General features: G+C 33.5%; 17 protein-coding genes. 16 read left to right on the top strand and 1 reads right to left on the bottom strand.

Going from position 1 to position 19,566, the window contains the following annotated elements:
* Positions 1 to 120 precede the first annotated feature (120 nt).
* The 3 genes from AB8U03_RS12930 (at position 121) to AB8U03_RS12940 (ending at position 2,713) form a co-directional block, all read left to right on the top strand.
* On the top strand, positions 121 to 960 hold the full coding sequence (locus AB8U03_RS12930) for an epoxyqueuosine reductase (RefSeq protein WP_369704970.1): 840 nt from the start codon (positions 121 to 123) through the stop codon (positions 958 to 960).
* Between the two features lie 167 nt (positions 961 to 1,127).
* Positions 1,128 to 1,808 (top strand): lysophospholipid acyltransferase family protein, encoded by a 681-nt coding sequence (locus tag AB8U03_RS12935; protein ID WP_369704971.1) that lies wholly within the window; start codon positions 1,128 to 1,130, stop codon positions 1,806 to 1,808.
* Positions 1,809 to 1,873: 65 nt separating this feature from the next.
* A complete protein-coding gene (locus tag AB8U03_RS12940) occupies positions 1,874 to 2,713 on the top strand; it encodes a sulfurtransferase (RefSeq protein ID WP_369704972.1) in 840 nt (279 codons plus the stop codon).
* Between the two features lie 117 nt (positions 2,714 to 2,830).
* Here AB8U03_RS12940 and AB8U03_RS12945 read toward each other — a convergent pair whose 3' ends face one another.
* Positions 2,831 to 4,213 (bottom strand): FAD-binding oxidoreductase, encoded by a 1,383-nt coding sequence (locus AB8U03_RS12945; protein WP_369704973.1) that lies wholly within the window; start codon positions 4,211 to 4,213, stop codon positions 2,831 to 2,833.
* 293 nt (positions 4,214 to 4,506) lie between these two features.
* Between AB8U03_RS12945 and modA the strand changes: the two genes are divergently transcribed.
* The 13 genes from modA (at position 4,507) to AB8U03_RS13010 (ending at position 19,507) form a co-directional block, all read left to right on the top strand.
* Positions 4,507 to 5,331, top strand: coding sequence for a molybdate ABC transporter substrate-binding protein (gene modA, locus AB8U03_RS12950; protein ID WP_369704974.1), 825 nt, complete (start codon positions 4,507 to 4,509; stop codon positions 5,329 to 5,331).
* Positions 5,332 to 5,501: 170 nt separating this feature from the next.
* A complete protein-coding gene (gene modB / locus AB8U03_RS12955; RefSeq protein WP_369704975.1) occupies positions 5,502 to 6,188 on the top strand; it encodes a molybdate ABC transporter permease subunit in 687 nt (228 codons plus the stop codon).
* A gap of 1 nt (position 6,189) precedes the next feature.
* On the top strand, positions 6,190 to 7,251 hold the full coding sequence (locus AB8U03_RS12960; protein ID WP_369704976.1) for a sulfate/molybdate ABC transporter ATP-binding protein: 1,062 nt from the start codon (positions 6,190 to 6,192) through the stop codon (positions 7,249 to 7,251).
* A 295-nt stretch (positions 7,252 to 7,546) separates the two neighbouring features.
* Entirely contained in the window at positions 7,547 to 10,276 is a 2,730-nt protein-coding gene (locus tag AB8U03_RS12965; RefSeq protein ID WP_369704977.1) for a molybdopterin-dependent aldehyde oxidoreductase, read from the top strand.
* 148 nt (positions 10,277 to 10,424) lie between these two features.
* Positions 10,425 to 12,701 (top strand): pyridine nucleotide-disulfide oxidoreductase/dicluster-binding protein, encoded by a 2,277-nt coding sequence (locus AB8U03_RS12970; protein WP_369704978.1) that lies wholly within the window; start codon positions 10,425 to 10,427, stop codon positions 12,699 to 12,701.
* Positions 12,702 to 12,703: 2 nt separating this feature from the next.
* Positions 12,704 to 12,910 carry a DVU_1557 family redox protein gene (locus AB8U03_RS12975; RefSeq protein ID WP_369704979.1) on the top strand — a complete coding sequence of 69 codons (207 nt, stop codon included), beginning with the start codon at positions 12,704 to 12,706 and terminating at the stop codon, positions 12,908 to 12,910.
* A complete protein-coding gene (gene trsM, locus AB8U03_RS12980) occupies positions 12,910 to 13,644 on the top strand; it encodes a DVU_1556 family methyltransferase (protein ID WP_369704980.1) in 735 nt (244 codons plus the stop codon). The genes AB8U03_RS12975 and trsM overlap by 1 nt, the downstream gene beginning before the upstream one ends.
* Positions 13,637 to 14,092 (top strand): DVU_1555 family C-GCAxxG-C-C protein, encoded by a 456-nt coding sequence (locus AB8U03_RS12985; RefSeq protein WP_369704981.1) that lies wholly within the window; start codon positions 13,637 to 13,639, stop codon positions 14,090 to 14,092. The genes trsM and AB8U03_RS12985 overlap by 8 nt, the downstream gene beginning before the upstream one ends.
* A gap of 1 nt (position 14,093) precedes the next feature.
* A complete protein-coding gene (trsS, locus tag AB8U03_RS12990) occupies positions 14,094 to 15,449 on the top strand; it encodes a radical SAM (seleno)protein TrsS (protein ID WP_369705031.1) in 1,356 nt (451 codons plus the stop codon).
* 25 nt (positions 15,450 to 15,474) lie between these two features.
* The gene (locus tag AB8U03_RS12995) at positions 15,475 to 16,764 is read left to right on the top strand and encodes a DVU_1553 family AMP-dependent CoA ligase (protein ID WP_369704982.1); all 1,290 of its coding nucleotides are present in this window, start codon (positions 15,475 to 15,477) and stop codon (positions 16,762 to 16,764) included.
* The gene (locus tag AB8U03_RS13000; RefSeq protein WP_369704983.1) at positions 16,761 to 17,804 is read left to right on the top strand and encodes an XdhC family aldehyde oxidoreductase maturation factor; all 1,044 of its coding nucleotides are present in this window, start codon (positions 16,761 to 16,763) and stop codon (positions 17,802 to 17,804) included. Before AB8U03_RS12995 ends, AB8U03_RS13000 begins: the two co-directional genes overlap by 4 nt.
* Before the next feature lies 1 nt (position 17,805).
* On the top strand, positions 17,806 to 18,912 hold the full coding sequence (locus AB8U03_RS13005) for a DVU_1551 family NTP transferase (protein ID WP_369704984.1): 1,107 nt from the start codon (positions 17,806 to 17,808) through the stop codon (positions 18,910 to 18,912).
* Positions 18,881 to 19,507, top strand: coding sequence for a histidine phosphatase family protein (locus tag AB8U03_RS13010; RefSeq protein WP_369704985.1), 627 nt, complete (start codon positions 18,881 to 18,883; stop codon positions 19,505 to 19,507). The genes AB8U03_RS13005 and AB8U03_RS13010 overlap by 32 nt, the downstream gene beginning before the upstream one ends.
* Positions 19,508 to 19,566: the final 59 nt, after the last annotated feature.

Genomic DNA, 19,566 nt, shown 5'->3' on the forward strand with positions numbered 1-19,566 from the left:
AGCCGATTAGAAAAACTAAAGGCTAAACTTTTAAGTATGGTAATAGGGTGTGTTTACTGTATCTTAAAGAGTTTAGTCTTTTTTGAAATAAATTGATTCATAATTTTTGAGGTGACCAATATGTCAAATATTTTAAAAGAAGACTGTAAGTTGAAACTTGATATTATAAGTAGGGCAAAAAAATTAGGCATGAATATTGTGGGATTTGCCCCTGTGGAAAGATGGGAAAAATATAAGGAAACTGATGCAGAATATTATCCCCAGAATATATGGCCAGGTATAAAAACGGTTATTGTGTTGGGTGCTCAAATATATTTGCCAATGCTTGAGACAACCCCTTCGGTTGTTTATTCCGAGTTATATAATACATCTAATAGAATTTTAGATGAAGCTGCATATAAAATTGCCAATTACTTAAATACATTGGGGAATCAAGGATTCTTTTTTCCAAGAGATTGTTATGGAGATATTTCTGTTCTTGTGAAGAAACCAGCAGCAGCTTTTTCTCAGGTATTAGCTGGAAAATATGCAGGACTTGGAACAATTGGATACAATCATACTCTGATAACTAAAGAATTTGGGCCAAGAGTAAGACTGGTTTCCGTTTTAACAGATGCTGTGATTCCAGGAGATCCAGTTTTAGAAAAAGACTTATGCATTAAATGTGAAATGTGCAGAAAATGTTGTCCAACCTCTTCATTTAAGACTACGGAAAACTTTATAGCAGACATGAATAAGAAAAAGTGTGCAGCATATCATGCTAAGCTTAAAAGTGCATATTGCTATCCATGTGGGGTGTGTATAAAGGTTTGTCCTATAGGAGCTGACAGAAAGATATACGGATATAATGCTAGAAAATATTTAAATGAAAAAGAAGCATTAAAAAAAGATAAAAATGATCCGGAATATGCTGGATGGGTGCATTGCAGGGAGCATGGCTCCAAATCTCTTGAAAAATGAAAGCTATAAGTAAAGGTAGACGTTAAAATAAGTCTGCCTTTATTTTTTTTAAAAGGTTTTATTTAAATATTACTTTATAGCTGGAAATGATATAATATAATTAATATTGGTTGGTGAGAAAAAGTAAAATGAAAACTGTGTTTTTATATCTGTACTTTGTATTTTATATGATTTATACATTTTATTTAAAATTTAAGTTTAAAGCTATTGATAAAAATTTTACTGGAAAAGAATCAGATGAGCTTATATCAAAATTGGTATCAAAATGGGCAAAAAATATTTTGGATAAAATTGGGGTTGAAGTTAATGTAACTGGAAATAAAAACCTAACAGATAAAAACTATTTATTTGTTTCAAATCATCAGGGGAATTTTGATCCATTTATAATGCTTGCTTATATCCATAAACCTATAGGATTTATAGCAAAAAAAGAATTATTGAAAATACCGGTTATAAGGGAATGTATGAAAGAAATTCATTGTGTATTTATGGACAGGAAAAGTATAAGGCAATCAGTAAAAGCTATTGATAAAGGTATAGATAATTTAAGAAAAGGATACTCCATGGTTGTATTTCCTGAAGGTACTATAAGTAGATGTCATAAAATGCTTGAGTTTAAAAGAGGCAGCTTTAAACTTGCAGTTAAATCTGGTGTTTCCATAGTTCCAGTAGCTATTGATGGCAGTTATAAAATATTTGAAGATAATAATGGGAAAAAACTTGTACCTGCACGAGTAAAATTGGTTATTGATAAGCCCATTGATGTAAAGCTTTTAAGTACAAATCAGAAAAAGAACTTACCTTTAATGGTTAAGTTGATAATAGAAAAAAACTTAGATAAAAAATAATTTGCTTAATTATATAATTGCAGTAAAGTTATGAGGATAAATTCATATAGTATGGAGGAGATTAAATGAAAAATTTTGTTACTACTAAGTGGCTTAAAGAACATTTGAAGGATGACAATTTAATAATTGTAGATTGCAGGGGAGATTTATTGGACAAGAGTTATGGGAGAAATGCTTATGAAAGAGCACATATAGAAAGAGCGGCCTTTGTAAACTTAAGTACTGAACTATCTTCAACACCGGGAGAACATGGAGGAAGGGATCCCCTTCCAAAAGCTGATGGATTTAAAAATACTGCGGAGAAGCTAGGAATAGATGATAATACTGTAGTGGTGGCTTATGATGATTATAAAATTGCAGACGCAGCAAGATTATGTTGGATGCTCAGGTATTATATGGGTCACAAGTTTAATTATGTTTTAGACGGTGGAATAGATAAATGGGTAAAGGATGGAAATTGCCTTTCTAAAGATATAGTAAAACCCGTTAAAAAAGGCGCCCTTAAATCAAATGTAAATGAAGATATGAGAGTGGATGTGAATTATGTAAATAGAGTAAAATATAATAGTGAATGGATGGTAATAGATTCAAGGACACCTATAAGATATAGAGGAGAAAATGAGCCTATAGATAAAATAGCAGGGCATGTACCTGGAGCAGTAAATTATTATTGGAAAGAAAATTTAAATGAGGATAATACTATTAAAGATATGACCTGTTTAAAAGAAAGATTTAAGGATGCATATGGTAAAAAAGAGGTAATAGTATATTGCGGCTCAGGTATAGATGGTACCTTTAATTTTTTAGCATTAGATGAAATTGGAATAAAGGCCAGGCTTTACAGCGGCAGCTGGAGTGACTGGATAACTTATAAGGGAAACAATATAGAAAAAACCATTGTATAATAATTAGATGTCAAAAAAGGCCAGCAATGCTAACACTCATGGCTTTTTAAGGTAGATGATGATAAGCACTGCTACGCCTTTGAATAAGTTCTTCTAAGGTTCAGTTGGAGATCAGTCTTAATCTATTATAGTACCTGGATTGAGGATTTCATTTGGATCAAAAGCTTTCTTTATGCTTTTCATAATCTCAATTTCTCTTTTAGTAAATTGAAGTGGCATATATTTTTTCCTGGTCTTGCCGGTGCCATGTTCAGCTGTTATTGTTCCACCATATTTTAGTGCGATTTTATACATTTCCTGTTTGAATTCTTCATAATAAGAAGGCAATTTGCCATTATCACTCATAATGAAATTATGTATATTTCCGTCTGCTATATGACCTACTGCCGGAATTGTGGTGCTATATCTTTCTGCCAGCAATGTTATATCATCAAAAAAATCCGGTACTGAAGAGGGTGGGACAGCCATATCCAATCCATCTGCCACATGTTCTTTAAAGGGAGTGTAGGCATTGCTTCTTATGTCCAAAAGCTTTTTTTGTTCTTTTGAAGTTTCTGCTATGATACTGTCAACTGCATTGTGATGTTCGCATATTTCTACAATTTTTTCACTGCTAGAATATAGTTCGTCTTCAGTTTTCCCATCAAGCATGAACATTAAATCTACGGATCCTTTATGTGCAGGCCATGTAGTTCCTAAATGTTCAGCAGCTTTTTGGGAAATAGGTCTATCCATGTATTCTACAGCTAAAGGAGTAATTCCCTCCTGCAGTATTTTAGGTACTGAATCACAGGCATCCCGCCTTGTATTAAATGACACCACAAGTGTTCCGGTGTAATCATTTTTTGCATAGAGCTTTAAAGTTACTTTTGTAATAATACCAAGAGTTCCTTCACTTCCAATCATCATATGAAGAAGATCATAACCCATGTTATTTTTTATAAGTTTTCCGCCAAGAGTGACGATTTCTCCCGTAGGAAGAACCACTTCAAGGGATTTAACATGATTTCTCATGATTCCATGCTTTACAGCCTTTGTGCCTCCTGCATTCTCCATAACCATCCCGCCTATTTGTGCACCTTCATCACCAGGATGTATGGGAAAAAATAGCTTATCCTGTTTATTTAATGATTCCAATAGATCCGACAAGGTGGCTCCTGCCTCTACTGTAATCATCAGGTTCTTTTCATCAAGTTCAATTATATTATTCAATCTTTCCAAAGATAGGATTATACTGGATTTTATAGGTACTGCTGCACCACATACTCCAGTTCCCCCTCCCCTTGGAACTACAGGTATGAGAAATTCATTTGCATATTTTAATATGTCGGATATTTCTTCAGGGGAACTTGGTTTAACTACAACACAATCTTCTGGTGGGTGAAGTCGAATTAAAGATTCAGTTTCATCATTTAAATAATTTTGCATTTGGGATAATTTATTTGTAACCCAATCATTTCCTACAATTTTTTTTAGATTTTCAATTACCTTGTTTTCCAATAGGTTCACCTCTTAATATTTAATTGAGTAATTTTTAGTTTAGCAATGCTAAATATCGATAAATAAATAATACTACTTTTATAGAAAGTTGTACATTCGATAAAAGTAGTATTATGGGATTTTAATACAGAATCTCTGCGGCTTCTTTAAATAACTTGACTAATTATTTTTTTCACTATATAATATATAACATAATATAACATAATATGAATGAATTTGATTATATGTTTTATATCATGTTCTGTCATGTTATATTGTGAAAATATAATTCAAATGGGGAGGGATTACATTATATGAGAAGATCTAAAAAAATGTTATTCATTATTTTGGCTTTATTTGTTACATCTTTGGCAGCAGGCTGTGGAAGCACCAGCAGCACAAGCTCCAATGATCAAAAAAATGCTTCGTCGACAAAACAAGAAAAGGCTGTTACCTTAACTGTATCAGCTGCTGCAAGTTTGAAGGATTCAATGAATGAAATCAAACAATTGTATACTAAAGAACATCCTAATATTGCTATTACATATAATTTTGGAGCATCAGGTACACTTCAGCAGCAGATTGAACAGGGAGCACCAGCTGATATATTCATGTCCGCAGCAACAAAACAAATGGATGAATTAAAGAGTAAAAATTTACTTGTAAACGATACCGCAAAAAATTTATTGCAAAATGACGTAGTACTTATAGTACCTAAGGATTCATCAAATATTAAAACTTTTGATGATCTGGCAACAGATAAAGCTCAAAAAATAGCACTTGGTGAACCCAAGAGCGTTCCTGTAGGACAATATTCTCAGGAGATACTTACAAACTTAAAATTAATGGACAAGGTTCAGCCAAAAGCTGTTTACGGCAAGGATGTAAAAGAAGTTTTAACTTGGGTTGAAACAAAAAATGTAGATGCAGGTATTGTTTATAAAACCGATGCACTGGTGTCAAAGAAAGTAAACATTATAGCTACAGCACCGGAAGATTCTCATAATCCTGTAGTTTATCCTGCTGCTGTAATTAAAAGTAGCAAAAATGTAGATGCAGCTAAAGATTTTCTTAAGTTTTTATCAGGGGATAAAGCTAAGGCGGTATTTGAAAAATATGGTTTCAAAATAGGAAAATAAGTGATGATTAATTTTATCTGATGGCTAGCACTGCTAACACCTCTGTGGTATGATAAGCACTGCTACGCCACTGGATAAATTCTTATAAGGTTCTGTGGGGGAAAGTATTTTTTATGGGAAAACTCCACCGTGCTTAAGAGTTACTTGATTTTAGGGAGGGGGAATTTGTTGTGGGCTTCGATATTTCACCAGCTTGGATTTCTATAAAAACAGTTTTTTTAGCTACCATTATAACATTTTTTATAGGAATTATCGCTGCTTATTGGATGACTAATTATAATGGAAAATTGAAAAGTGTTGTAGATACCGTATTTACACTTCCTCTTGTACTCCCGCCAACTGTGGTTGGTTTTTTTTTACTTCTCATCTTTGGGAGAAATGGTCCTATAGGTAAAATACTATTGAGGTTTGGAAAAACTTTAATTTTTTCATGGCCAGCTACAGTTGTAGCAGCAACTATTGTGGCATTTCCGTTAATGTACAGGACAACTAAAGGTGCTTTTGAACAAATAGATAATAACATTGTAAATGCTGCTAGAACTCTTGGAGTATCTGAATGGAAGGTATTTTGGAAAGTTACACTGCCGCTGGCATGGCCGGGTATAGGTGCAGCAACGGTTCTTTCTTTTGCTAGATGTCTTGGGGAATTTGGAGCTACCCTTATGGTAGCAGGAAATATACCTGGTAAAACCCAGACTATTCCTATAGCTATTTATTTTGCAGCTGAAAATGGGGAGATGGAAAATGCTCTTATATGGGTTATAATTATTGTTATGATTTCAACAGTTATGATTTTTTTAATGAATTACTGGAATGATCATCAGCAAAAAAATATATATGGTGTTGGGAGAAAGTAAAATGGGACTTTATGTTGACATTAAAAAAAGTTTACCGGGATTTAGTTTGAATATTCAATTTGATACAGAAGATAATATAATAGGATTACTTGGGGCATCAGGTTCTGGTAAAAGTATGACACTAAAATGTATTGCGGGATTGGAAACACCTCAGAGTGGTAAAATCATATTAAATGAAAAAATACTATATGATTCTGAAAAAAAAATAAACATACCTGTTCGTAAAAGAAGAGTTGGTTTTTTATTTCAAAATTATGCCTTGTTTCCAAATATGACTGTAAGTCAAAATATAAGTTTTGCTTTAGATGATATGTCCCGGGATAAAAAAAATGAAATAGTCTGTGAAAAAATAAATATGATGCATCTTCATGGTCTGGAAAACAGATTTCCTAGCCAACTTTCAGGGGGACAGCAGCAGAGAGTTGCTATTGCCAGGGCGTTGGCTATAGAGCCTGAAATACTACTTTTAGATGAGCCTTTTTCGGCACTAGACAGCCATTTAAGGAGTAAAATGGAGGAAAAGCTTGTACATATATTATCTGATTATAATGGATCCGCGGTATTCGTATCTCATAACAGAGATGAGGTATACCGTATTTGCAGGAACATTGCAATAATAAATAAAGGTATGGTAGAAAACTATGGCAATAGAGATTACATATTTGAAAATCCCGCTACTCTTGCAACTGCGCAACTCACTGGATGCAAGAATATATCAAAAATTAAAATATTGGATGAAAACACTATAGAAGCTTTGGATTGGGGATGTATCCTTAAGAGCAGTAAAAAAATTAAGAGCTCGCCCTCTTATGTAGGTATTAGATCTCATTATATTACTATGGGCAATAATTATCATGAGGAAAATACTTTTAAATGTCGTGTGAGCTATGTAAATGAAAGCCCTTTTACTGTAGCAGTTTATCTAGATAATGTGGGAAAAAAGACTTGTGTTAAGACTAAGGCTTTACGATGGGAAATAACAAAGGAAATGTGGGAAAAAGTTAAAAATATAGAACAGCCCTGGAACATATGTATAAGCAGTGAAAAACTTTTTTTGATTTAGTTTGTCCTGATAAGTAAGCCAAGTATTAAATGAAGTTAATTGAATAAAAAGCCGCAAGATATCATACATGAGGTTATCTTGTGGTTTTTTACTGCGTTAAAATAAGCCACTGTTCGAAAAAATTACAGAAAATTGCTTAAAAAATTGCTCAAAAATTGAACATGAAATTAATACTTAAAAGAAAATGCAGTGAAATCAATACTTGTCCTTTGGTACGTATATTGCTTTAGTTAAATATAACCCAATAAAAAACATAGGGTTTATATAATAAATAATAACCAGGGGGAATTTCAAAATGTTTAAAAAAACTTTATTTGTCAATGGAATTGCCAGAACTGTAATATCAACTCCAGATATAACTTTAGCGGATGTATTAAGGAATCAATTGCATTTGCTTGGTACTAAAGTGGGATGTGGAAAAGGAGAATGTGGTGCCTGTTCTGTAATAATGGATGGAAAAGTCACAAGGTCCTGTATTGTCAGAATGAAAAGAGTACCTGATGAAGCTAAAATCACTACTATTGAAGGTATAGGAACTGAGCAAAATCCTCATCCAATTCAATTAGCATGGATGGTTAATGGTGCAGCACAATGCGGATTCTGCACACCTGGATTTATAATATCAACAAAAGCTCTTCTTGACGAAAATATAAATCCAACTAGAGAAGAAGTGAGAGATTGGTTTCAAAAACATAGAAATATATGCAGGTGTACCGGATATAAACCATTAGTAGATGCAGTTATGGATGCATCAAAACTTATGAGAGGAGAAATAAAAAAAGAGGATTTAATGTTTAAATTTAAAGAAGGAGAAAGTCTTATAGGAACTAAAGCCATTCGTCCTTCAGCTTTGGCCAAAGTAACTGGAAATTGGGAATTTGGAGCTGATTTGGGTTTGGAACTACCTGAAAATACTCTTCATATAAAGCTTGTACAGGCTAAAGTATCTCATGCGAATATATTGTCAATAGACACTTCCGAAGCTGAGAAAATGCCTGGCGTTTATAAGATTATAACATATAAAGATGTCCCGGGAACTAATAGAATAAATGGATTGGCATTCCCGAACAATAAAGGTGATGGAAAGGAAAGACCTATACTTACGGATAAAAAGATTTTTCAATTTGGAGATGCCATAGCCATGGTACTTGCAGATACTCCATCTGAGGCACAGGCAGCTGTGGATAAAGTCAAAGTTGAAATTGAGGAACTTCCGGCATATATGAGCGCACCTGCTGCAATGGCTGAAGATGCTATTGAAATTCACCCAGGAACACCTAATGTGTTCTTTGAAACCGGCATAGATAAAGGTAAGGATACTAAAGCTATAATGAAAAAGGCAGCTTATGTAGTTGAAGATGATTTTTATGTAGGCAGGCAGCCACACCTTCCACTGGAGCCGGATGTAGGTTTTGCATATATAAATGAATCGGGAGAATTGATAGTTCATTCAAAGAGCATAGGTATACATGCGCATGCTGCCATGGTAGCAGAAGGTATAGGAATTCCTCTTGAAAAATTAAAGATAGTCCAGAACCCTACAGGAGGAACTTTTGGATATAAATTTAGCCCGACTATTGAAGCTTTATTAGGAGTAGCTGCGCTGATAACAAAGAGGCCTGTATATTTAGGTTTTAATATGTATCAGCAAATAACTTATACGGGAAAAAGATCACCTTTCTTCATGCATGTTAAGATGGGTGCGGATAAAGATGGAAAATTACTGGCATTAGAATCAGACTGGACAGTAGATCATGGACCATATTGTGAATTTGGAGATTTGCTTACTACAAGAGGTTCACAGTTTATAGGAGCCGGCTATGATATCCCAAATATAAATGGAGCGGGAAGAGAAGTTTTTACAAATCATGCCTGGGGTTCAGCATTTAGGGGTTATGGATCGCCTCAGAGTTTATTTTCTTCAGAGGTATTGATAGATGAGCTAGCTGCTAAGATGAAAGTGGATCCTCTTGAACTCAGATATAAAAATGTATACAGAGAAGGTTCAACTACACCTACTGGCTGTAAGCCGGATGTAATTTGTCTGCCAACTATGCTTGATAAATTGCGACCAATTTATAAGGAAGCTAAGAAAAGAGCTGCAGATAAAAATAAAAATAGCGGAGATAAAAAATATGGCGCAGGTATGGCTATACTTTTATACAGTTCTGGTCTTGATGGTGCTGATACATCTGCAGCTTGGGCTGAAATAACACCTACGGGAGTAGCCATAGGTAATTCATGGGAGGATCATGGACAGGGTGCAGATATGGGAACGTTGACAATTAGTTATGAAGTTTTAAAACCACTGGGTATAAAACCTGAACAGATAAAATTAGTTATGAATGATATGCAGAAAACTCCAGATAGTGGACCTGCTGGAGGAAGCCGTTCAAATGTCCTCACAGGAAATGCTACAAAAGTTGCCTGTGAAAATCTATTGGAAGCTTTAAGAAAACCAGATGGAACTTATAGAACTTATGAGGAAATGATAACTGAAAAACTGCCACTTAGATATGATGGAAAATGGACAGCACCTTGTACCACTCCTGATGTACAGACAGGGCAGGGAAATCCATTCCCATGTTATATGTATGGTACCCTTGTAGTAGAAGTAGAAGTTGATACTAAGACAGGAAAAACCAAGGTACAAGGGTTGAACCTGGTATCTGATGTAGGAACTATAATAAATAGATTGGTAGTAGATGGACAAATGTATGGAGGACTTGCTCAAGGTATTGGTCTAGCTTTAAGCGAGGATTTTGAAGATTTAAAAAAGCATACTACATTAACAGGTTGTGGAATACCTCAAATAAAAGATGTACCTGATGATATAAAAGTACAGTATGTAGAAACTCAAAGACCAAATGGCCCATATGGGGCATCTGGAGCAGGTGAGATGCCGCTTTCAGCACCACATGCTGCAATTGTAAATGCAATTTATGATGCCTGTGGAGTACGTATAACTAAATTACCAGCAAGACCTGAAAAGGTTTTAGCAGGATTAAAAGCAATTAACAGTTAGAATTTGTTATATTTGCTAGTGGTGGAAGGTAAATAAATTTTTGGTTTCAGGGTAAGTATATATGTGTAATGATTTAAATTGACTGCATTTATATAAACTGCCCTGAAGCTTATATAAATGCTATTGAGTTGAATGGGAGGCATTTTATATGGATTTAAGTAAACTATTGGAAATGAGTGATAGATGTATTACAGACGAACCACCAGCTTGCACAGCACGCTGTCCTATTCATGTGGATGTAATGGGCCTTATGGATGAAATAGGAAAAGAAAACTTTAAAAAAGCATATAAAATAATGGCAAGAAAAATGCCTTTTACAAGAATAATAGGCAGAATATGTGATCACCCCTGTGAGGATGTATGTGTCAGAAAAGATCTGGGAGGTTCTATAAATATAGCTGAACTTGAAAGAATTACTGCAGAACTTGGGTTTTCAAAAAATAAAAGAGGGCTTGAACTGCCGAGAAATGGTAAGAATATTGCAGTGATAGGTGGGGGAATAAGTGGTATGACAGCGGCTGATAGCCTTGATAAAAAAGGTTATAGCATTACAATATATGAGAGCGCCGAGAAAATAGGAGGAAGATTTTGGTCCTATCAGGGAAAGGAACTTACCGGGGAAATTATACAGGAGGAGTTAAATATATTCGCTGATAGGGATATACACATAAAATTGAACAGGAAAATTCATAGAAAAGAATTAGATGTTATAGTTAAAGAGTATGATGCTGTTTATTTAGGTACAGGTATATGGAAAGAGGATTTAAAAATTGATGAGGAAACTTTTCAAATAGAGAATTCCCCCATATTCGTCGGGGGAAGGCTTTTAAATAAAAATGAATCGGTGATATATTCTGTAAGCTCGGGAAAAAGAGCTGCTGTATCTATTGACAGATATGTTCAGAAAAAATCCATGACAGCTGTAAGGGAACGAGAAGGTTCCTATGTGTCTCCAGTTAATTTTAATACAGAGGATATTGAAATCAAAGAAGAGGTAAAAAAAACCTGTGAAAAATACAGTGCTGAAGAAGCGTCAGAAGAAGCAAGAAGGTGCTTGAAATGCCATTGTACACAGTGTGTAAAGGCGTGCAGCCACCTTAGAAAATACAATAGGATTCCAAAAAAATATTTAAGGGAAATAAGACATAATGAGGATATAGTTTTAGGGAATCATTATGCAAATGAAGTTATCAATTCCTGCACTCTCTGTGGATTGTGTAAAGGGGTATGCCCTGTATCAATTGATATGAAAGATGTAATAAATGAAACAAGAAAAAGTATGGTGGAGAGAAATAAAATGCCTCTATCGGCCCATGACTTTGCACTGAAGGATATGGAATTCAGCAATGGAAACCATTTTTCAATGGCTAAAAAACAGCCGGGATATGAAAATGTAAAATATGCATTTTATCCAGGTTGTCAGCTTCCAGCTTCTCATCCTGATTATATTGAAAAAACTTATGAGTACCTCATGTCAAATATTACAGAAGGTGTAGGACTTGTTTTAGGATGTTGTGGAGCTCCTGCAGATTGGTCAGGAAGGCAGGACTTGATGGAAAAGGTTATAGAGAAAATGAAAAATACATGGAATGATATGGGAAAGCCAACTTTTATTTTGGCTTGTTCAACTTGTTACAGCATATTTGAAAAATACATGCCTTTTATAGAGATAATCTCACTATGGGAAATTATGAACACATATGGTGTGCCCCTTAAAAATAAGATTACAGGTGAAAATCATATATTAAATATACATGATGCCTGTACTACCAGATATAATGAAAAGGTTCATAAAAGTATAAGAAATATAGCAGGTGAGCTTGGATATACCATAGAAGAACTTAAATTTTCAAAGGAAAGCACAAAATGCTGTGGTTATGGTGGACTTGTGTATTTTTCAAACAGAGAACAGTCAAATGAATTTATAAAAGATAGAATAAAAGAAGGAAATCGGGATTACCTGGTATATTGTGCAATGTGCAAGGATTTATTTGTATCTTTCGGAAAGAAAACCTATCACATTCTGGATTTGATCTATGGGGATGATTTGAAAAGCATTTCTTTAAAAAAAATGCCTACACTTTCTAAAAGGCATGAGAATAGAGAAAAAGTTAAAACCAACTTATTAAAAAATGTGTGGAGAGAAGATATGGGTAATTTAAACGGAGAATATAATTTTAAACTCATTTTGTCCGAAATTGTGAAAGAGGAAATGGAAGACAGGTTTATTCTCATTGAAGATGTAAAAAAGGTTATTGATAATGCGGAAAAAAACAATGAAAAATTCTTTAATCCTGAAAATTCTCATTATCTGGCCAGACTTAGAATTGACAATGTAACTCACTGGGTGGAATATGAAAAAACTGATGATGGATTATTTGTAGATAAGGTTTATATGCATAGAATGGAAATAGTGGAGGAGTGAATATGAATATTAATAAAGCAGAAAAAACTCCATGGATTTGTGATAAATGTAATGAAAAACTAGAGCCTAGAAAGGTAACAGTACGTTATCTCGGAGGAAATTTTGAGGTGAAGCTAATGCAATGCCCAAAGTGTAAAATGGTAATTATAGATGAAAAACTTGCAATGGGTGAAATGCTTGAAGTTGAAAAGAGTTTGGAGGATAAGTGATGAAATGCTGCAACGCATATGAGAGCGAGTATATGAGAAATGTTATGGGGGAAACTCTGCGGCCAGGCGGATTTCAATTGACAGATAAGGCAATGGAATTTTGTAAATTTTCACAGGAAGATACACTGCTTGATTTGGGAAGCGGCATGGGATCTACAGTGAATTATGTTTCTGAAAAATATGGCATAAAAGCAGTGGGAGTGGATCCATCTAAAAAATTAATAAAGATGGGAAAGGATAAATACAAGAGCATAGATTTGGTTTATGGAACAGGTGAAAAAATACCTTTTAAGGATAATAAATTTAAAGGGGTATTTGCTGAATGCACCCTTTCACTTATGAATGATTTAAATTGTGTTTTAAAAGAAGTGTCCAGAGTATTAAAAAAAGATGGCTGGTTTGTTATAAATGATGTCTATGCCAAAAAATCTGAATTTTTAAAAGAGTTGAATGGATTTCCAATCAACAGCTGTATGAGGGGACTTCATGATTTGAAATCTTTAAAAAAATCTCTTATGGACAATGGATTTAAAATACTTCACATAGAGGACTGCAGTGATATGTTGAAGTCACTTATGGTTAAAATAATATTTTCCCATGGATCCATGAGCGTTTTTTGGAATAAGACAACAAGGTGTTCGATAGATGGATGTGAATTTGAAAATGTACTGAGAAAATGCAAACCAGGCTATTTTATTCTTATGGCAAAGAGAGGAGAAAAATTTAATGGATAATGATACTGCATTTAAAGTGTATAAGCTTGCTTCATCAGGATTTTGCTGCACACAGATAATGCTTAAAATGGCTCTTCAGGAAGAAGAAAATGATAATGAAGATTTAGTAAGAGCTTTTAGGGGAATGTGCAACGGTATAAATTTTATGGAGAAAACCTGTGGTGTACTTACAGGAGGTATAGGTATTATAGGCCTTTATGCGGGAAAGGGAAATGAACAGGAAGATTGTAAAGAGGATTTTACAGATATGATGGATGAATATATGAACTGGTTTGAAAATGAATTTAAAAGCACTGATTGTAAGGAGCTGGTTGGCATTCAGAATATTAAAGATGTTGGGGAAAAAACAAGTTATCCTGTAAAATGCGGGGAGATACTTCAAAAAGGGTATATGAAGATTCGACATATATTAAGTGAGCATGATTATGAATTTGGAGATAGAGATTGATATGGACAATATAAAAGTGATTTCTGAAACTGAAAGTCTATGTCCCATCTGTAGAGAAAAAATAAGTGCAGTGAAAGTATTGCAGGACAATGAAGTATACATGGAGAAATACTGTGGTGAACATGGAAAATTTAAAACCATTTTATGGAGGGGAAGTACACCTATTGACAGATGGGTGAGAAATAAAAAAAGGATGTACATTAAAAATCCAAATACACTTACTGAAAAAGGATGTCCTTTTGACTGCGGATTATGCAGCAGTCACAGGCAGCGTACTTGTACAGCTTTAATTGAAGTTACAGGAAGGTGTAATTTAAATTGCGAGTTCTGTTTTGCAAGTTCTTCCAGTATATTTACCCCTAAGGACCCTTCTTTAGAACAGATCAAGTTTTGGTATGAATCAATATTAAAATCTTCCGGAAAATGTAATATACAACTTTCAGGAGGAGAACCTACAATTAGAGACGATTTGCCTCAGGTGGTAGATATGGGAAGAAAACTTGGGTTTGACTTTATACAGATAAATACCAATGGAATACGTATAGCAGAAGATGAACAGTATGTGAAAAAGCTTAAAAGATCGGGGCTTAATTCCATATTTCTACAATTTGATGGTACCCGGGACAATATATATAAAAGATTGAGGGGAAGGGAACTTCTGAATCTGAAGATGAAAGCTGTAGAAAATTGCAGCATATATGGTATAGGAGTAGTGCTTGTACCAACTTTAGTACCGGGTATAAATACGGACAATATAGGAGAAATAATAAAATTTGCAGTGGGAAAACTGCCTGTTGTACGAGGGGTTCATTTTCAACCTGTAAGCTATTTTGGAAGAATACCGCATAGTCCTAAGGATGAAGATAGAATGACTCTTCCTGAAGTTATGGACAGTATAGAGAAACAAACATCAGGAAAAATAAAGGTGAACAGTATGAAACCACCAGGTTGTGAAAATTCACTGTGCTCCTTTCATGGAAATTATATTTTAAAAAGTAAGAATGAGCTTATAAGTGTTACAAATAATTCTAATGGATGCTGTGGTGTTGAAAAAGCAGAGGAAGGTGCAAAAAAGTCTATAAAATTTGTTTCAAGAAACTGGTCCTCAAGAGAAAAAAATAGTCATGAAGAAAGATTGCATCTAAAAAGACCAGATACTTGGCAAAATATACTCTATACCATAAAAAATTATTCTTTCAGTATATCTGCCATGGCCTTTCAGGATATATGGAATATTGATCTGGAGAGACTTAAAGATTGCTGTATTCATGTGGTAAACCCAGAGGGAAAACTTGTCCCCTTTTGTATTTACAATATGACAGATGCAAGGGGAAATTATATATACAGAAATATCTGATTTTTTTAGATGTAAGGAGGCAAAAATGCATTGTACACCCATTGAAAACTGGATAATGAGCAAGACAGGAATAAAAAGCAGGAGCAGAGAAGAGTTAAAATCATATCAATTATATAAAATAAAGCAGACTATATGTTATGCAAAAAAACACAGCGTTTTTTATAAAAAATATTTAAAGGGTATAGCAGAGAATGAAATAAATTCCTTTGAAAATTTTGAGAATATTCCCTTTACTCTTCCACAGCATGTAGAACACAATTCTATTGATTTTCTCTGTGTGCCGCAAAAGTACATTTCCAGGATAGTTACACTTAGAACTTCAGGTACAAGTGGAAGTGAAAAGAGGATCTATTTTACAGACAATGATCTAAAATTAACTGTTGACTTCTTCTATTCTGGTATGAAATCCGTTGTAGATGAAGATGATAAAGTACTGATACTGATGCCAGGAAACACCTATGGCAGTATAGGACATCTACTTAAAGCAGCTTTAGATGTATTGGAAGTAAAGTGTTTTATAGGTGATGTAATAAAAGACTATGCAGATACTGCAGAATTTATAAAAGACAAGGCAATAAGCTGTATTATTGGAATACCCATACAGATTTTAAAATTAAGTAGAATTTACCCGGAAATATTTGGAGATAATATAAAAAACATACTTCTAAGTGCGGATTATGTACCGGAAGTTTTAATAAAAGAAATTACAGATAAATTTGACTGTAGGGTCTTTACACATTATGGAATGACTGAAATGGGTTATGGAGGTGGTGTGGAATGCGAAAATTTAAATGGATATCATTTAAGAGAAGGGGATTTGTATTTTGAAATAATAGATCCTGTTTCAAAAAAAGCTTTAAAGCCTGGAAAACAGGGGGAAGTTGTTTTTACTACTCTTACCAGGGAGGGAATGCCGCTTATAAGGTATGCTACAGGTGATATAGCTTCTTTTAAAAAAGAAAATTGTAAATGTGGTACTTTTTTACAAACTATGGACAGAGTTACTGGGAGAGAAGATAATATAATAAGGTTTAATGGCAATAAATTTATTCACATGAAGGATTTAGATGAAGTTATTTTATCTTTTGAAAAAGTTATGGATTATAAGATCAGTATATATGAAGATAAAACAACAATAGGAATAAATACTCTTACTGTAGAAGATTTCTATAGATTAAGGAACATTGTGGCTGACGCGGTTCAAACTATAATTCCAGATAAAATTATGGTCTATTATTTGAAAAAAAATATTGAGATAAAAAATAGCATGTTAAAGAGAAAAATATATGATTGTAGAAAGAAGGTTTTAAAGTGAAGGATATATATGAGGCAATAAATGATTTGGTATGTAGAAATGAGGATTTTGTACTTGCAACTATTTTGGAAAAATCAGGTTCAGCTCCTAGGGAGCAGGGTACAAAAATGATTATTAAAAGGGATCTTTCTATCGAAGGTACTATTGGTGGAGGTATATTCGAAGCTATGGCCATAAAATTATCAGCTGATATATTTAATAATAAGAAATTTATTATTAGGAAATTTACACTTTCAAATGAAGGTGCTTCTTCTATTGGAGCTGCCTGTGGAGGTGCTTTAAAGCTTCTTTTAGAATATATAAATCCTGATGACAAATTTATGAATTCCATATATAGTCAGGCCTTTAAATTAAAAAGTAAAGGAGATAATTTTGTACTTATAACTAAATTGAGTGAAAAAGAAAATTACGTAGGTGGAGTGGATAAATGGATTTGTACTGAAACAGGCTTCTATGGGAAAGAAAGTGATATGGCACAAAAAATACTTGGAAAAGTGAGAGAGAATTTTAAAAACATACACTTCCAGAATATTAGAGAGGATAATAAGGTTTACCTTTTAGAGCCTGTTTTAAATAATGAAAGTGTTTATATAATGGGGGCTGGACATGTATCTCAAAAAATTGCGATCATTACAAAAATACTTGAATTCAAAACTGTGGTTTTAGATGATAGAGAAAAATTTGCCAACAGGGAAAATTTTAAAACTGCAGATGAGGTCAAAGTTATTGAATCTTTTGAAAATATACTTGATTATGTGAAAATAGATAGTGGAAGTTATGTTATAATAGTTACAAGAGGACATGCTTATGACAAAGAAGTACTGGCACAGGTTTTAAAAACTGATGCAAAATATATAGGTATGATAGGCAGTAAAACTAAAAGGGATTTTGTTTATAAAAAACTTATGGATGAAGGGTATACTACAGAGGACATAAAGAGGGTGCATTGCCCTATAGGAATTTCAATAGGAGCCCAAACCCCTGAAGAAATAGCTATAAGCATTACAGCTGAAATGATTAAAGTTAGAAGAGAAGTTTAAAATGAGTTGTGATGATTTTGCTGGAATAATTCTTTCAGCTGGATATTCATCCAGGATGGGTGATTTTAAACCTCTTCTAAAATTCGGAGAATATACTTCAATTGAAGTGGCCGTAAATACCTTTATAGCTTCAGGGATTCATAATGTTATAGTTGTGACAGGATACAGGGGAAGTGAAGTGAGAAAAGTCCTGAAAAATTTTACAGTTCAGTGTATAGAAAATAGATATTATTCTCAAGGTATGTATTCCTCCATAGTAGAAGCTGTAAAAACTTTAGACAGCAGAGTAAGAGCGTTTTTTATACTTCCAGTAGATATTCCTCTTGTTAAGGCCAATACTTTAAGACTGCTTAAAAGTAAATATACAACATGTAATAAGGGAATTTTTTATCCTACCTTTATGGGTAAAAGAGGACATCCGCCTTTAATAGATTGTAAATATAAAAATGAAATAGAAAATTGGAATGGTGACGGAGGGTTAAGGGGATTATTGAGCAGATTTGAGGATGATTCAATTTATATTCCCGTATTTGATAAAGGATCTGTAATGGATATGGATACTAAAGAAGATTATTTTGGGCTTTTAAAATATTTTAATTCTAAGGCTCCAAATAAAGAAGAGTGTTACTGTATTTTAAATGATTATAACGTATCTGATGGTATAATAAAGCATTGTGAAGAGGTATCCCAGGTGTGTATTTATATCTTAAAAGAACTAAATAAAAAGGGCTATAATTTTAATGAAGATATTTTGGAAGCAGCAGCACTGTTGCATGATATATCCAGGGAGTCAAAAAGCCATGCAAAGGTTGGAGCAAATATATTGAAAGAACTTGGATATGAACATGTTGGAAATTTAATAGGTACTCATATGGATATAGAAGTGAATGAAAATGATGAAATAAATGAAAATGAAATATTATATCTGTCAGATAAACTTGTAGAAGAAGATAGATGTGTTTTACTTAAAGAGAGATTTGACAGATCATTTTTAAAATACAATAATAACTTAGAGGCTCAAAGAAAAATAAAAAAGAGATTGCGGGATGCAGAAAAAATAATGAACAAAGTGGAAAATGCAGTGGGAAAGAAAATTGAGTACCTATAGAAAAATTTATCTGGTAAGACATGGTAAGATAGATATGGGAAATGAAAAGTGTTATATAGGAAATATTGATTTACCACTTTGTGAAGAAGGAATTTTGCAATGTAGGAAATTAAAAAAATTTTTTTCTGATGTTCATATAGAAAAAGTATATTTGAGCCCGTTGAAGAGATGTGTGCAGACAGCAGATATAATTTTAAAGTGCAAAGATGTGGAAAAAGTATTAGTGGAAGAGTTCAGAGAAATAGACATGGGTGAATGGGATGGAAAAACTTTCAGATATATAAAAAAATTTTCCCCTGAGGAATTTAGAAAAAGAGGAGAAAATTTAGATACTTTTGTACCTGAAGGGGGAGAAAGTTTCCGGCAGCTTCAAGAAAGGGTTATGCCCCAAATAATGCATATCATAAAAAACAGTACAGGCAATATAATGGTTATTACTCATGCAGGGGTAAATAGGGTAATACTGGGAAGTATTTTGTCGATTCCACTTTGTGATATATTCAAAATAAAACAAAATTATGCATGTATAAATGAACTGTATTGGGATAGTGAGAGAAGAATCTGGGTTAAAGAGAAGTTTTGTTTGAATATGTGAGTGAATATATATGGTTAAAAAGTTGCTGTAAACCTTTTATTATATTATATGAAGGGGGT

The sequence above is a fragment of the Clostridium moutaii genome (assembly GCF_041205085.1).
GTDB lineage: Bacteria > Bacillota > Clostridia > Clostridiales > Clostridiaceae > Clostridium_B > Clostridium_B moutaii.

Coding starts and splice junctions, on each gene's coding strand:
- AB8U03_RS12930 (WP_369704970.1), top strand. CDS start 121: ATGTCAAATATTTTAAAAGAAGACTGTAAGTTGAAACTTGATATTATA.
- AB8U03_RS12935 (WP_369704971.1), top strand. CDS start 1,128: ATGATTTATACATTTTATTTAAAATTTAAGTTTAAAGCTATTGATAAA.
- AB8U03_RS12940 (WP_369704972.1), top strand. CDS start 1,874: ATGAAAAATTTTGTTACTACTAAGTGGCTTAAAGAACATTTGAAGGAT.
- modA (WP_369704974.1), top strand. CDS start 4,507: ATGAGAAGATCTAAAAAAATGTTATTCATTATTTTGGCTTTATTTGTT.
- AB8U03_RS12960 (WP_369704976.1), top strand. CDS start 6,190: ATGGGACTTTATGTTGACATTAAAAAAAGTTTACCGGGATTTAGTTTG.
- AB8U03_RS12965 (WP_369704977.1), top strand. CDS start 7,547: ATGTTTAAAAAAACTTTATTTGTCAATGGAATTGCCAGAACTGTAATA.
- AB8U03_RS12970 (WP_369704978.1), top strand. CDS start 10,425: ATGGATTTAAGTAAACTATTGGAAATGAGTGATAGATGTATTACAGAC.
- AB8U03_RS12975 (WP_369704979.1), top strand. CDS start 12,704: ATGAATATTAATAAAGCAGAAAAAACTCCATGGATTTGTGATAAATGT.
- trsM (WP_369704980.1), top strand. CDS start 12,910: ATGAAATGCTGCAACGCATATGAGAGCGAGTATATGAGAAATGTTATG.
- AB8U03_RS12985 (WP_369704981.1), top strand. CDS start 13,637: ATGGATAATGATACTGCATTTAAAGTGTATAAGCTTGCTTCATCAGGA.
- trsS (WP_369705031.1), top strand. CDS start 14,094: ATGGACAATATAAAAGTGATTTCTGAAACTGAAAGTCTATGTCCCATC.
- AB8U03_RS12995 (WP_369704982.1), top strand. CDS start 15,475: ATGCATTGTACACCCATTGAAAACTGGATAATGAGCAAGACAGGAATA.
- AB8U03_RS13005 (WP_369704984.1), top strand. CDS start 17,806: ATGAGTTGTGATGATTTTGCTGGAATAATTCTTTCAGCTGGATATTCA.
- AB8U03_RS13010 (WP_369704985.1), top strand. CDS start 18,881: ATGCAGTGGGAAAGAAAATTGAGTACCTATAGAAAAATTTATCTGGTA.